At 71.3% G+C, this 12,737-nt stretch carries 10 protein-coding genes, 1 tRNA gene, 1 pseudogene and 1 riboswitch; of the genes and pseudogenes, 7 read left to right on the plus strand and 5 right to left on the minus strand.

The window, feature by feature from the left end; genetic code table 11:
- Positions 1 to 296: 296 nt before the first annotated feature.
- From HLK59_RS42985 to HLK59_RS42995, 3 genes are all read right to left on the minus strand, one after another.
- A complete protein-coding gene (locus HLK59_RS42985) occupies positions 297 to 2,498 on the minus strand; it encodes an MMPL family transporter (protein WP_171147108.1) in 2,202 nt (733 codons plus the stop codon).
- A 112-nt stretch (positions 2,499 to 2,610) separates the two neighbouring features.
- Complete coding sequence (gene ribA / locus HLK59_RS42990; RefSeq protein ID WP_171147109.1) at positions 2,611 to 3,246, minus strand: GTP cyclohydrolase II; 636 nt, start codon at positions 3,244 to 3,246, stop codon at positions 2,611 to 2,613.
- A gap of 119 nt (positions 3,247 to 3,365) precedes the next feature.
- Entirely contained in the window at positions 3,366 to 3,872 is a 507-nt protein-coding gene (locus HLK59_RS42995; protein WP_171147110.1) for a MarR family transcriptional regulator, read from the minus strand.
- A 68-nt stretch (positions 3,873 to 3,940) separates the two neighbouring features.
- Between HLK59_RS42995 and HLK59_RS43000 the strand changes: the two genes are divergently transcribed.
- The 7 genes and pseudogenes from HLK59_RS43000 (at position 3,941) to HLK59_RS43030 (ending at position 10,434) form a co-directional block, all read left to right on the plus strand.
- On the plus strand, positions 3,941 to 5,056 hold the full coding sequence (locus HLK59_RS43000; RefSeq protein WP_171147111.1) for a dihydrofolate reductase family protein: 1,116 nt from the start codon (positions 3,941 to 3,943) through the stop codon (positions 5,054 to 5,056).
- Positions 5,057 to 5,221: 165 nt separating this feature from the next.
- Entirely contained in the window at positions 5,222 to 6,352 is a 1,131-nt protein-coding gene (locus tag HLK59_RS43005; protein WP_171147116.1) for an alginate lyase family protein, read from the plus strand.
- 75 nt (positions 6,353 to 6,427) lie between these two features.
- Positions 6,428 to 6,501 (plus strand) — tRNA-Met (locus HLK59_RS43010).
- Positions 6,502 to 6,608: 107 nt separating this feature from the next.
- A pseudogene (locus tag HLK59_RS43015) lies at positions 6,609 to 7,472 on the plus strand (hypothetical protein).
- Between the two features lie 251 nt (positions 7,473 to 7,723).
- A riboswitch (cyclic di-AMP (ydaO/yuaA leader) is annotated at positions 7,724 to 7,881 on the plus strand.
- Between the two features lie 11 nt (positions 7,882 to 7,892).
- Positions 7,893 to 8,963, plus strand: a complete 1,071-nt coding sequence (locus HLK59_RS43020) for a M23 family metallopeptidase (RefSeq protein WP_171147112.1) — start codon at positions 7,893 to 7,895, stop codon at positions 8,961 to 8,963.
- Between the two features lie 124 nt (positions 8,964 to 9,087).
- Positions 9,088 to 10,071: an aldo/keto reductase gene (locus tag HLK59_RS43025; protein WP_171147113.1), complete on the plus strand. Its 984-nt coding sequence runs from the start codon at positions 9,088 to 9,090 to the stop codon at positions 10,069 to 10,071.
- A gap of 63 nt (positions 10,072 to 10,134) precedes the next feature.
- Positions 10,135 to 10,434, plus strand: a complete 300-nt coding sequence (locus HLK59_RS43030; protein WP_171147114.1) for a hypothetical protein — start codon at positions 10,135 to 10,137, stop codon at positions 10,432 to 10,434.
- Positions 10,435 to 10,533: 99 nt separating this feature from the next.
- Here the strand turns inward: HLK59_RS43030 and HLK59_RS43035 are convergent, their stop codons facing one another.
- Positions 10,534 to 11,844: a PrsW family intramembrane metalloprotease gene (locus tag HLK59_RS43035; RefSeq protein ID WP_171147115.1), complete on the minus strand. Its 1,311-nt coding sequence runs from the start codon at positions 11,842 to 11,844 to the stop codon at positions 10,534 to 10,536.
- A 103-nt stretch (positions 11,845 to 11,947) separates the two neighbouring features.
- Positions 11,948 to 12,706, minus strand: a complete 759-nt coding sequence (gene trmB / locus HLK59_RS43040; RefSeq protein ID WP_171147117.1) for a tRNA (guanosine(46)-N7)-methyltransferase TrmB — start codon at positions 12,704 to 12,706, stop codon at positions 11,948 to 11,950.
- Positions 12,707 to 12,737: the final 31 nt, after the last annotated feature.

Genomic DNA, 12,737 nt, shown 5'->3' on the forward strand with positions numbered 1-12,737 from the left:
TGGGGGCGGGGGGGCCGGGGAAGGCGGCCGGCGGCAGGGCGCGCGCGGGTGCCGGGCGCGGCGTGCACAAGGCGGTGGGCCGCGGCTTGCGGGAGCTGGGGGGGCCGCCGGGCGGCAGCGGCGACGGCCGGGGGCTGGCCGGGCGGGGGGATCGGGCGCACACCCCCCGGGCGTGACACCCCCCGGGCGGGCCGCCCCCCGGCGTGACACCCCCCAGGCGTGACTGCCCCCATGCATGACTGCCGGGCCCTTCCGATCGGAAGGGCCCGGCATCGTCGTACTCAGCTCAACTCGGCTCAGCCCACCGGTTCCGGAACCCGCTCGGCCACCTCCCGCTTCCGGTTCAGCTTCTCGCCCTCGACGTCGATGTCCGGGAGCATGAAGTCCAGCCAGCGCGGCAGGGACCAGGCCTTGTGGCCCAGCAGCGCGAGGATCGCCGGGACGATCGCCATGCGGACCACGAAGGCGTCGAAGAGGACCGCGATCGCGAGCCCGAAGCCGATCATCTTGATCATGGACTCGCCGGCCCCGATGAACCCGGAGAAGACGGCGATCATGATGAGCGCGGCGGCCACCACGACCCGGGCGCTGTGCCGGAACCCGGAGACGATGGCCTGCTTGGGGGCGTCGCCGTGGACGTAGGCCTCGCGCATCCGGGAGACGAGGAAGACCTCGTAGTCCATCGCCAGTCCGAAGACGATGCCCACCAGGAAGATCGGCATCATGCTCATGATCGGGCCGGTGGACTCCACGCCCAGCAGTTCGGCGCCGTGGCCCTGCTGGAAGACCGCGACGACCGCGCCGAGGGCGGCGAGCACGGAGAGCAGGAAGCCGAAGGCGGCCTTGAGCGGGACGAGCAGGGAGCGGAAGACCAGCAGCAGGAGCACGATCGCGAGGCCGACCACGACCGCCAGATACGGCAGCAGGGACGCCTGGACCTTCTCGGCGATGTCGATGTTCAGCGCGGTCCGGCCGGTCACCTCGTAGCTGACGCCCGACCGGGACTCGATGTCCGCCCGCTCGTCGCGGATCGTCTTGACGAGGTCCTGGGTCCTCGTGTCGGTCGGGGCGGTGGACGGGGTGGCGGAGAAGACCGCGGTGTCGCCGGCCTGGTTGAACCGCGCGGGGGAGACGGAGACGACTCCGTCGGTGGCGGCTATCTCCTTGGAGACGGTGGCCACGGCCGCCTTCGGGTCGGCGGCGCCCTTCGCGTCCACCACGATCGACAGCGGGCCGTTGAAGCCGGGCCCGAAGCCCTCGGCCAGGGCGTCGTAGGCCCGGCGCTCGGTGGTGGAGGTGGCCTTCGCCTCGTCACCCGGCATGCCCAGCTGGAGGTCCAGGACGGGCGTGGCCATGGCGCCCAGGCCGACCACGCCGAGGAGGAGGACCGGCAGGGGGTGGCGTACGACGAGCTTCGCCCAGCGGGAGCCGCCGTTCTCCGTCCTCAGCTGCTTCCTGCGATGGCGCCGGGAATTGCGGCGGGCCCCGCGCGAGAGCACCGCGTTCGGCCAGAAGCCCAGCAGTGCCGGGACCAGCGTCAGGCAGATCAGCACGCCGACGAGGACCGCGCCGGCCGCGGCCAGCCCCATCTTGGTGAGCATCGGGATGCCGACGACCCAGAGTCCGGCGAGGGCGATGACGACGGTGAGGCCGGCGAAGACCACCGCGGAGCCGGCCGTACCGGCGGCGAGTCCGGCCGCCTCCCACGGGTCGCGGCCCTTGGCGCGCTCCTCGCGGTAGCGGGAGACGACGAACAGGGCGTAGTCGATGCCGCAGGCCAGGCCCAGCATGGTGGCGAGGGTGCCGGTGTTCGCGGACAGGCCGAAGGCCTCGGACAGGGCCAGGATGCCGGTCATGCTGATGCCGACGCCGATGATCGCGGTCAGCAGCGGGAGCCCGGCGGCGGCCAGCGAGCCGAAGGTGACGAGCAGGACGACGGCCGCGATCGCGATGCCGATCGCCTCGGCCGCGCCGCCCGCCGAGGGCTTGGTGGCCAGCGCGTCACCGCCGACCTCGACGGTCAGACCGGCGTCCCGGGCCTTGTCGAGGGCGGTCTCCAGGTGGCTCTTGGAGGCGTCGGTGAGGTCGTCGGCGGTGGCGGCGAAGGAGACCGTCGCGTACGCCGTCGTACCGTCCTCGCTGACGGCCTTCGCCTGGAACGGGTCGACGGCGGAGGCGACCTGGGAGCCGTCCGCGGCGGAGTGCACGAGTCTCTCGACGACGGCCTTGTTGCCGGCGGCGGTGACCTTCTCACCGCGCGGCGCGATGAACACGATCCGGGCGCTCGCCCCGTCGGCCGCGGCCCCCGGGAAACGCTCCTCCATCAGGTCGAACGCCTTCTGGGACTCGATGCCGGGCATCGTGAAGCCCTCGTCGGCGGGGGTGGGCGCCTTCGAGGCGGCGAAGCCGGCGGCGCCCAGCACCGCCACCCACAACAGGACGACGAACCACCGGAAACGGAAGGACGCGCGGCCCAGGTGAAAAAGGAGAGTAGCCATGCGGAAGACGATTCCGCCGGCCGCTCCCCGCCACGAGGGAGCGCTCACCCGGACCGTGGTGGAGCGGGCTACACCCTTCAGCCTTCAGCCTTCACCCTTCAGCCCTCTGCCTTCAGCCGGCGCTGAGCTCCGTCAACTCGCCCAGCGGCAGCGTGTGCTGGGTCTGGAGGACTTTGGCCCGCAGGTAGCGGACGTTGTGCGCGGTGGTGAACACCCCGGTCGGCACCCGGTCGTGGACGTCGATGCCGAGGTCGCGCAACTGGCCCGCCTTGTCGGGGTTGTTGGACAGCAGGTCCAGCGACTCGATCCCGAGGGCCGTCAGCATCTGCGCGGCCGCCGTGTAGTCGCGGTCGTCCTCGGGCAGGCCCAGCGCGGTGTTGGCGGCGTAGGTGTCCAGGCCCTGGTCCTGGAGGGCGTACGCGTCGAGCTTGTTGTAGAGGCCGATGCCGCGGCCCTCCTGGCGCAGGTACAGCAGGACGCCGCCGCGCTCGGCTATCCGCTCGACCGCCTCGCGCAGCTGCGGGCCGCAGTCGCAGCGGGCCGAGCCGAAGACGTCGCCGGTGAGGCACTCGGAGTGCAGCCGGACCAGGGGGGTGGGCCCCGGCTCACCGAGGACGACCGCCACGTGCTCCTGGCCGTCGGTCAGGCCGTGGAAGGTGACGAGCTCGGCGTCGACGCTGTAGCCGTCTCCGAAGCGCAGCGGTACGCGGACGCGGGAGCGCTGGGTGGCGGCGGGGAAGTTCGGCATGCGGGTACTCCGGTCCGTAGGGTCCGTAGGCATACCTGCTTCAGATTTGAAGCAGGTCTACGAGGACAGACCCTACCTCATGCTTTAAATTTGAAGCAACGGGATTTCGGGGTGGCTCATCAGGACCCGGAGCACGACGACGAGCGCCGCCGCCACGGCACCTCGTCGCCCGAGCCCTCCTGGAGCCCGTCCGCGATCGCCCGGGAGATCTCCTCCAGCTGCCCCACCTGCTCCGCGGAGAGCCGGTCGAAGAGCGTGGCGCGGACCGTCTCCACATGCCCCGGCGCCGCCCGCTCCACCTCCGCCATGCCCTCGTCGGTCAGCACGGCGATGCTCCCGCGCTTGTCCCAGCGGCAACTCTCCCGCCGGACCAGCCCGTCCTTCTCCAGCCGGGTCACGGCATACGTCAGCCGGGGCCGCGTGATCTTCAGCCCCTCGGCGAGATCCGTCATCCGCAGCCGGCGTTCCGGTGTCTCGGAGAGGGTGGCGAGGATGGAGTAGTAGAGATGGGGCATGCCGGCGTCCTGCTGGAGCTGCCGGTCGATCGCGTCCTCCAGAAGGTGCGACGCGGCGATGAACGCGCGCCAGGCGCGTTGCTCCTTGGGCGTGAGCCAGCGAGTCGTCATAGCGCCAGTGTAGGTTTGTTTCAAACTTGAACCAAGATGTGCACGTCACAGCGAGAGGGACCGCACCCATGCCGCACCCGTACGTCCTCCTCTCCGCGGCCGTCTCCCTCGACGGCTACCTCGACGACACCGGCCCCGACCGCCTCCTCCTCTCCAGCCCCGCCGACTTCGACCGCGTCGACGAGGTCCGCGCCTCGGTCGACGCGATCCTCGTCGGCGCCGGCACGATCCGCGCCGACAACCCCCGCCTGCTCGTCAACTCCCCCGAGCGGCGCGCGGCCCGCGTGGCGGCGGGCAGGCCGGAGTACCCCCTCAAGGTCACGGTCAGCGGCTCGGGCGACCTGGACCCCGACGCGCGGTTCTGGCACACGGGCGGCGACAAGGTCGTCTATACGACGGACAAGGGCGCGGAGCGGGCCCGTGCGGCAGGTCTCGCCGCCGACGTGGTCCCGCTGGGCGCCGACCTGGACTGGCCCGGCCTCCTGGCGGACCTGTCGGCCCGGGGCGTGGAGCGCCTCATGGTCGAGGGCGGCGGCAGGATCCACACCCAGCTCCTCCAGCAGGGCCTGGCGGACGAGCTCCAGCTGGTCCTGGCCCCCCTGTTCGTCGGCGACGCGACCGCCCCCCGCCTCTTCGGCCCCGGCGCCTACCAGGGCGGACGCCTGCGCCTGGTCGAGTCCCGGCAGATCGGGGACGTCGTCCTCATGCGCTACGAGCCCACCGCACCCGGCCTCCCCCCCGCCGACCGCCACTGGCTCCGCCTCGCCTGCGAACTGGCCGCGCTGTGCCCGCCCTCGGAGACGGCCTTCAGCGTGGGCGCGGTCGTGGTCGCCGCCGACGGGACGGAACTCGCGCGCGGGTACTCCAGGGAGGGCGAGGACCCCGTCGTACACGCGGAGGAGGCGGCGCTCGCGAAGGTCGACGCGAAGGACCACCGTCTCGCCTCGGCCACGGTGTACTCCAGCCTGGAACCGTGCGCCCGCCGAGCCTCACGCCCGGCCCCCTGCGCCCGTCTGATCCTGGACGCCGGGGTGCGACGGGTGGTGACGGCCTGGCGCGAACCGGACACCTTCGTGACCTCGGCCGACGGGAACGGCCTGCTGGCGGGCGAGGGCGTCGAGGTCGTCGTACTGCCGGAGTTCGAGGAGCGGGCGAAGGCGCCCAACCTTCATCTGCCGGGGTGAGCGTCGCCGGGGCACCGACCGATCAGCCCAACATTTCCTGCGCGCCGCCCTCCAGAGGGTGACGCTGCCACCATGAGGTCAGCCCGATTCCGTGCCGCCGTCGCGCTTCTGCTCGCGCCCCTGCTCGCCACCGCCTGCGGGGCCACCGACGCCGGTACCCGCACCATGGCCCGTGCGCTGCCCCCCGACACGGCCTTCACCCACCCCGGCGTGCTGGTGAGCGAGGCTCAGCTGGACGCCGTACGGGAGAAGGTCACCGCGGGGAAGCAGCCGTGGCTGAAGGCGTACCTCGACATGAGGGACAGCAAGTACGGGGCGTACAAGTACCGGGCCGAGCCGTACGCGAGCGTGGACTGTCCCGGTGGGGATCAGGCCGACCGGCCCGCGCACGGGTGTGTCCAGGAGCGTGAGGACGCGATCGCCGCGTACACGCAGGCGCTGCTCTTCCGGGTCACCGGCAAGCAGCGGCACGCCGTCAAGGCGCGGGAGATCATGGACGCCTGGTCGGCGAAGCTGCGCGAGCACACCGAGGAGGACGCCGGGCTCCAGACCGGGTGGGCCGGGGCGACCTGGGCGCGGGCCGCGGAGATCGTGCGGCACAGCGCGGGCGCGGGGTGGCCGCAGGGGCGGGTCGCGCGGTTCCGGACCATGCTGCGGACCGCGTATCTGCCCACCGTCACCCGCAAGGTCCCCGACTACAACGGCAACTGGGACCTCGTCATGACCGACGCGGCCATCGGCATCGCCGTCTTCCTCGACGACCACAAGGCCTTCGACCATGCCCTGCGGCGCTTCCGGGAGCGCGTCCCCGCCTACTTCTACCTGGAGAAGGACGGACAGGTGCCGCTCACCCCGGCCGGGTCGGGCGTGAACACACCGACGAAGCTGAGGACGTACTGGTTCGGGCAGAAGACGTACAAGGACGGCGTCTCCCAGGAGACCTGCCGCAACTTCAAGCACGTCGGCTACTCCATCGCCGCCACCGCCCACATCGCCGAGACCGCCTGGCACCAGGGCGTCGACCTGTACGGCGAGGTCGAGGACCGGCTGAAGGCGGCACTCGCCCTCCACGCCCGGTACCAGGCCGGCGAGCCCGCGCCCGCGTGGCTGTGCGGCGGGAAGGTGGTCCGCACCATGGGACCGGACCTGGAGGTCGCCCTCAACCACCTGGAGGGCCGGCTCGACGTCTCCGTGCCGGCCGCCCACAGACTCGCCGAGGAGACCCGGCCCGCGGGCACCGACAACCTGTTCGTGTCCTGGGAGACCCTGACCCACGCGGGCAACCCCGGCAACTGAAAACCCAGGTCAGTGGTGCCGCGCTCAAACCGTGGTGCTGAGCGTCCCGCGAATGGCGTATGCTGGTTTCACCGACGCGGGGTGGAGCAGCTCGGTAGCTCGCTGGGCTCATAACCCAGAGGTCGCAGGTTCAAATCCTGTCCCCGCTACTCACGGCTCAGGGCCGGAGTCCAGTCACTGGACTCCGGCCCTGAGTGTTTCCCCCGGTCGAGCCACACCGCTCGCCCCCGGGTCCCGGTCCGGGAAACCTGGGGATGTGGATCAGGAGGCGGTGGCGGGACGGCGTATCTCCGCCCTCTTACGGGTGGTGCCCGCCCTGCTGATCGTCGGTGGCGTCCTCTACGACGTCCTGACCCCCCGGGACTTCACCGCGATCCCCTTCCTCACCGCCGCCCCCCTGGTCGCCGCGCCCCTCTTCCCGCTGCTCGGCACCGTCGTCACCGGGGCGGTGGCCCTGATCGCCACCTACGCCGTCCACGCCCGGTTCGGCTTCCGGATGGACGCCGACGCCCTCACCGAAGTGCTCACCGTCGCCACCGTCGCCGTGCTGGCCGCCGTCCTCAACCGTGTCGTGCGCCGCGGCGACCAGCGGCTCGCCTCCCAGCGGCAGATCGCCGAGGCCGCCCAGCGGGCGGTGCTGCCCGAGCCCGACGACCGGATCGGCGGGGACCTGTACGCGGTGGCCGCGGTCGCCGTCGTCATCGGGGCGTTCCGGGAGGCCGCCGAGCAGGAGCCGACGCTGGTGAGGGTCCCCCCGCTCGAGCGAAGCCGAGAGTGGGGGGGGAGGTCGCGCGCGGCTGGAGCGGGCGCTGGCGCGCGAGGGCACGCGGCGCGAGGGGCTCGACGCCGACGAGGGGTTCACCACCGCCGTCCTCGCCGAACTGCCGCGCGGCGACGGGGTCGTACGGATCCTCAACCGGGGCCATCCGCCGCCGCTGCCCGCCGCCGGGCCCGCGCTGCCGCTGGGCATGGCCGACCTGTACACCGACGGGCTGTCCGAGGCGTGGGACGGGACGGGGAGTTCTGCGATCCGGCGGCGCGGTTCGCGGCGGAGGTGCGCCGGCACACCGGGGGCGGCATGACGGACGACATGGCGCTGCTCGCCGTACGACGGCCGTGACCACAGGAGTCACAGGGGCAATATCACGTGGGGTGATCGGGCGAGCGCCCTCCGCATAACAACTGACATACAGTCAATACCTGTGAGTTTACCGAGGTGCGGTCAACTCGCCCGTTTTTCACCGCTCATGGACCCGTACGTCCAGCGGAAAAAGGTTAATGATCAAGCGGAACAGCTTGGAATCCACGGCCCGGGTCTATTAACGTTCGATAACGCAGCGCGGTCGTCCCAGCCGTCACAAGAGACGGCTCCGTGCTCACGCGCTTAATCCCGCAAGGGAGCCGGGGAACCAACACCCTGGGGTGAATCGCGCGGATGCCACCGTGAACTCACGGCAGGTATACGCGCGTAGGAGACCTTCCTGCTCCGAACCCGTCAGCTAACCCGGTAGGCGAGAAGGAAGGAAAGGAGCACGCCCACGTGGCGTCAAACCGGTCTGCCCCCGAGGCCCCGTACGTGCCGAGCCAGCGCAGCACCACCACCGATGTCTTCGGCTACGGCAGCTACCACCACGACGAGGGCCCGCGCGAGGAGTGGAATCCCACCGAGGAGTCCATCCGACCGGCGCGCGGCAAGCACCGGGTCGCCAAGCAGCGCAGTGGTTTCGGCAGCGGGGGATTCGCCCGCAGCTCCACCGTCCTGGGCGTCGGTGTCATAGCCGCCGTCGGCGGGGCCGGAATGGCCAGCGCCAACACCGGCAAGCCGCCGGTCTCCATCACGATGCCCGACCTCCCGTTCGTGTCGGACGCGGACGAGGCGCCGCAGGGCTCGGCCACCGCGCTCAGTGACCTCGCCGCGGCCCCCACGGCCGCCGCCCCGGTCACCACGGACGTGACCCAGGCCACCGCCACCGCCTCCGACGCCGGCGAGACGCTGCGCAACCGGATCATGGCGCAGGCCGAGAGCCAGCAGACGCAGGTCGACAACAAGGCGCAGCTGGCCACCCAGACCGCCGCCGCCGACGAGGCCGCCAAGGCCGAGGCCGCCGCGCTGAAGAAGGCCGCGGACGACGCGGCCGAGGCGAAGAAGAAGGCGGAGGCGGACGCCAAGGAGGCCGCCGAGGCCAAGCGTCTGGCCGAGCTGGCGAAGCAGTACACGCTGCCGACCTCCTCGTACACGATCACCTCGACGTTCATGCAGGCCGGATCCCTGTGGTCCTCCGGCTACCACACGGGCCTCGACTTCGCCGCTCCCACGGGCACGCTCATCAAGGCGGTCCACAGCGGCACCATCACGCAGGCCGGCTGGGACGGTTCGTACGGCTACAAGACCGTCCTCACCCTCGACGACGGCACCGAGCTGTGGTTCGCCCACCAGTCGTCGATCAGCGTCAGCGTGGGCCAGAAGGTCAACACCGGTGATGTGATCGGGCGCGTGGGCGCGACCGGCAACGTCACGGGCGCGCATCTGCACCTCGAGGTCCACCCGGGTGGCGCGTCCACCGGGATCGACCCGATGGCGTGGCTGCGGAGCAAGGGCCTCACTCCCTGAGGCGCACCCCTTCCTGAGCACCGGCGGCCCTGACGCACACCCCCCGACGTCAGGGCCGCCGGTTTTGCGTTTGCTTTGCGGCCGTTGCGGAAGAGCGACTTCCGTGCGGGCGTTGACCCTGTACATGACTTCTCTTCGCAAGCTGGGCACGTCCGACCTAGAGGTCTTCCCTCTTTCCCTCGGCGGCAACGTCTTCGGCTGGACCGCCGACGAGGCACAGTCCTTCGCCGTGCTCGACGCGTACGCGGCCGCGGGCGGCAACTTCGTGGACACCGCCGACTCCTACTCCGCCTGGATCGACGGCAACGTCGGCGGCGAGTCCGAGACCATCATCGGCAGGTGGGTGAAGGCCCGTGGCAACCGCGACGACGTCGTGATCGCCACGAAGGTCAGCCAGCACCCCGACTTCCCGGGCCTGACGGCCGGGAACATCAAGGCGGCTGCGGACGCCTCGCTGCGCCGCCTCGGCACCGACCACATCGACCTCTACTACACCCACTTCGACAAGGTGGACGTGCCGGTCGAGGAGATCATCGGCGCGCTCGACGAGCTGGTGAGGGCGGGCAAGGTGCGGCACATCGCCGCGTCCAACATCTCCGCCGAGCGCCTGGCGGCGTCCCTCGCCTTCTCCGAGCGCGAGGGGCTGGCCCGGTACGTGGCGCTCCAGCCGCACTACAACCTGGTCTCGCGCGAGACGTACGAGGGTGAGCTGCAGGACCTGGCCGGGCGGACCGGGCTGGCCGCCGTCCCGTACTTCGCGCTGGCGTCCGGGTTCCTCACCGGCAAGTACCGCGACGGTGAGGTGGTGGAGGGCGCCCGCGCGGCCGCCGGTGCCGGCAAGCACCTGGAGACGGAGCGCGGCCGCAAGGTCCTCGCCGCCCTCGACGACATCGCCGAGGCCCACCTCGTGCCGGTGGCGACGGTGGCCCTGGCGTGGCTCGCCGCCCAGCCGACGGTGGCGGCGCCCATCGCGTCCGCGCGGACGGTGGAGCAGGTGCCGGCGCTGGTGAAGGTGGCGGAGGTGCGGCTGACGGAGGACGAGGTGACGCGGCTGACGGAGGCCGCTTCCACCGTCCTTCCGGTGGCGACCGGGGAAGCGGCTCTGTAGCATCGACCAACCGTACGAACAAGGCGAGTTGACCTTCGCCGCGACCGAATCTCAGGGAGATCGATGCGTAAATGGGGGAGTGCGGCAGTGCTGTCGCTCGCGCTGACCACGGGAGCGATAGTCGCCGCTCCGCCGGCCGCGGCGGGTGGAATGGCGTGTGCTTCGGTCATCGCGTCGAGGCTGGATCCCGGTGGCGGGCGTCAGAACTTCATCACGGTCGAGAACTGCGGCGCTCAGACCCAGTCCTGGCGCTACAACCTGAACTCCACGGGCTGGAAGTACGTGTCGATCGCGCCGGACAAGCGGAAGACCACCAACTTCCCGGCCACCTGGAGCAAGCTCCAGATCGACTTCAGCTGGTAGGAGAGCTACATCGGTAGCGCGCAGGGCAGGGCCCCGGAGGGTTGTCCGGGGCCTCTCGCGTGTGGGGCGTGCGGGTGTCTCGGCGGGGTGGTTCGGGGCTCAGGTCCGATACGGGTTGTGGCCGGGGTACTGGACCGCCGGGTACCCGTGCATGGGCCAGTGCGCCGGCGGGATCATGACCGGGATCGGCGGGGCCGTCATACGGGCCGCGTGGTCCAGGGCGGGGCGGGCGGCTTCCCGTCGTACCCACAACTCGTGCAGCAGTTCCCGCTCCCATACGACGAAGTCGGCGCCGGCCCGGCCGCGGCGCCCCCGGTGCCGTAGGAACGCCAGGGACGTCGCGTACGCCTCGTACTGCGCGACCGCCCGCGCCGCCGGCTTCCCGGCGTGGGCGCGGGCGTACTGGCGGGCGATCCGGCGGGCCCGCATCGAGCCGAGGGCGAAGGGTTCGGCGGGGGTGAGCCAGCCGGCGACGGCGTAGGCGGGCAGTTCCTCGCGCACGGTGCGCAGTTCGCGCTGCCGGGTCCAGATGACGAGCCAGGTCAGCAGGCCGAACGCGGGGACCATGAAGGCCGCGTACACGGCGAAGAAGCCGTACTCGCCGAAGGTCGAGGAGCCGTTCCAGACGGCGTGCATGCCCATCGCGAGCAGCAGACCGGACAGGGGCAGGAGCACCCTGCGTACGTGGTGGCGGTCCGCCGACAGTGCCGCGACGCCGAAGCCGATGCCGGTGAGGACCGTGAACAGCGGGTGCGCGAACGGGGACATGATGACGCGCACGAAGAACGTGGCCGCGGTGACGGAGGCGATCCCGCGGTCGCCGGTGAGCTGGTCGGTGCCGAAGGCGGTGCCGAGATAGAGGATGTTCTCGGTGAAGGCGAAGCCGGTGGCGGTGACCCCGGCTATCACCACGCCGTCGACGATCCCGGTGAAGTCCCGTCTGCGGAAGAGGAAGACGAGCAGGACGGCCGCGGCCTTGGCGGTCTCCTCGACGACGGGCGCTATGACGGTCGCCCCGAGGGTGTCGGCGCTGGACGGATCCGCGGTCGCCGTCGCTATCCACCGGGTCGCGAAGCTGTTGGCGACGATCGCTATCAGCGCCGCCGCGCAGGCACCCCAGGAGAACGCGAACAGCAGATTGCGCCAGGGCCCCGGCTCGACCCGGTCGAGCCAGCGGAAGGCGGCTATCAGCAGCGGCACGGGCAGGATCGCGAGCCCGAGCCCGACCAGGAAGCCCTCGGTGCCGGTCTGTTCACGCACCAGGGCGAGGATGACGAGCCCGGAGAGCGCCAGCAGGGTGATCAGCGCGCCGTAGCGGACCCACTTGCGTTGCCACCAGTGCGCGTGCCGCAGCGCACCGCCACCGGGGGGACCGGCGGGGTGCGTCGGGTACGGGGGAAAGGTGGCCACGGCTTCGACCTTAACGAGGGGGGTGGCTGTGGTGCTGTCTCTGTCGCCTATCGGCTGACGGCTGATGGCTGATGGCTGGCGGCTCTCGGCTGGCGGCTCTCGGCTATTGCTGTACGCGGCGGAACAACAGGTCGTTCACGACATGTCCCTTGTCCAGTCCCTGGCCCTCGAAACGGGTCAGCGGCCGGTAGTCCGGACGCGGCGCAAAACCGCCGTCGGCCTGTGTGTTCGCGAAGTCCGGGTGCGCCGTGAGCACCTCGAGCATCTGTTCGGCGTACGGCTCCCAGTCGGTGGCACAGTGCACCACGGCCCCCGGCTTCAGCCGGGTCGCGGCGAGGCTGAGGAACTCCGGCTGGATCAGCCGCCGCTTGTGGTGCCGCTTCTTGGGCCAGGGGTCGGGGAAGTAGACGCGCAGCCCGTCCAGCGATTCCGGGGCCAGCATCTCGCGCAGCAGGATGATGGCGTCGCCGTTGCCGACGCGGACGTTGGAGAGCCCGTTCTGGTCGGCGAGGTTGAGCAGGTTGCCCTGACCGGGGGTGTGCACGTCGACGGCGAGGATGTTGACGCCGGGGTCGGAACCCGCCATCCGCACGGTGGCCTCGCCCATCCCGAAGCCGATCTCCAGCACGACCGGGTTGTCGTTGCCGAACAGTTCGGTCAGGTCGAAGACCTGCTGCCCGTCGATGTCCAGCCCCCACTGGGGCCACAGCCGCTGCAACGCGTCCGCCTGCCCCGCAGTCACCCGGCTGCGCCGCGGCTGGAAACTCCGGATCCGCCGCTCGAAGTGCGACCCGGCGGGATCGGCCTTGGGCCCGTCGGGAAAACGGGGCTCCCCCTTGGCCCGGGTGTGCCGGACGGGCACACCGGGGGTGTGGGCGGGCTGGGACGCGTCG

Source organism: Streptomyces sp. S3(2020) (genome assembly GCF_013044505.1).
Lineage (GTDB): Bacteria > Actinomycetota > Actinomycetes > Streptomycetales > Streptomycetaceae > Streptomyces.

Excerpts from the sequence above, each read along its gene's own strand:
- ribA (WP_171147109.1), bottom strand. The coding sequence starts at position 3,246 with ATGCCGAACTTCCCCGCCGCCACCCAGCGCTCCCGCGTCCGCGTACCG.
- HLK59_RS43025 (WP_171147113.1), top strand. The coding sequence starts at position 9,088 with ATGACTTCTCTTCGCAAGCTGGGCACGTCCGACCTAGAGGTCTTCCCT.
- HLK59_RS43005 (WP_171147116.1), top strand. The coding sequence starts at position 5,222 with ATGGCCCGTGCGCTGCCCCCCGACACGGCCTTCACCCACCCCGGCGTG.
- HLK59_RS43030 (WP_171147114.1), top strand. The coding sequence starts at position 10,135 with ATGCGTAAATGGGGGAGTGCGGCAGTGCTGTCGCTCGCGCTGACCACG.
- HLK59_RS43000 (WP_171147111.1), top strand. The coding sequence starts at position 3,941 with ATGCCGCACCCGTACGTCCTCCTCTCCGCGGCCGTCTCCCTCGACGGC.
- HLK59_RS42995 (WP_171147110.1), bottom strand. The coding sequence starts at position 3,872 with ATGACGACTCGCTGGCTCACGCCCAAGGAGCAACGCGCCTGGCGCGCG.
- HLK59_RS42985 (WP_171147108.1), bottom strand. The coding sequence starts at position 2,498 with ATGGCTACTCTCCTTTTTCACCTGGGCCGCGCGTCCTTCCGTTTCCGG.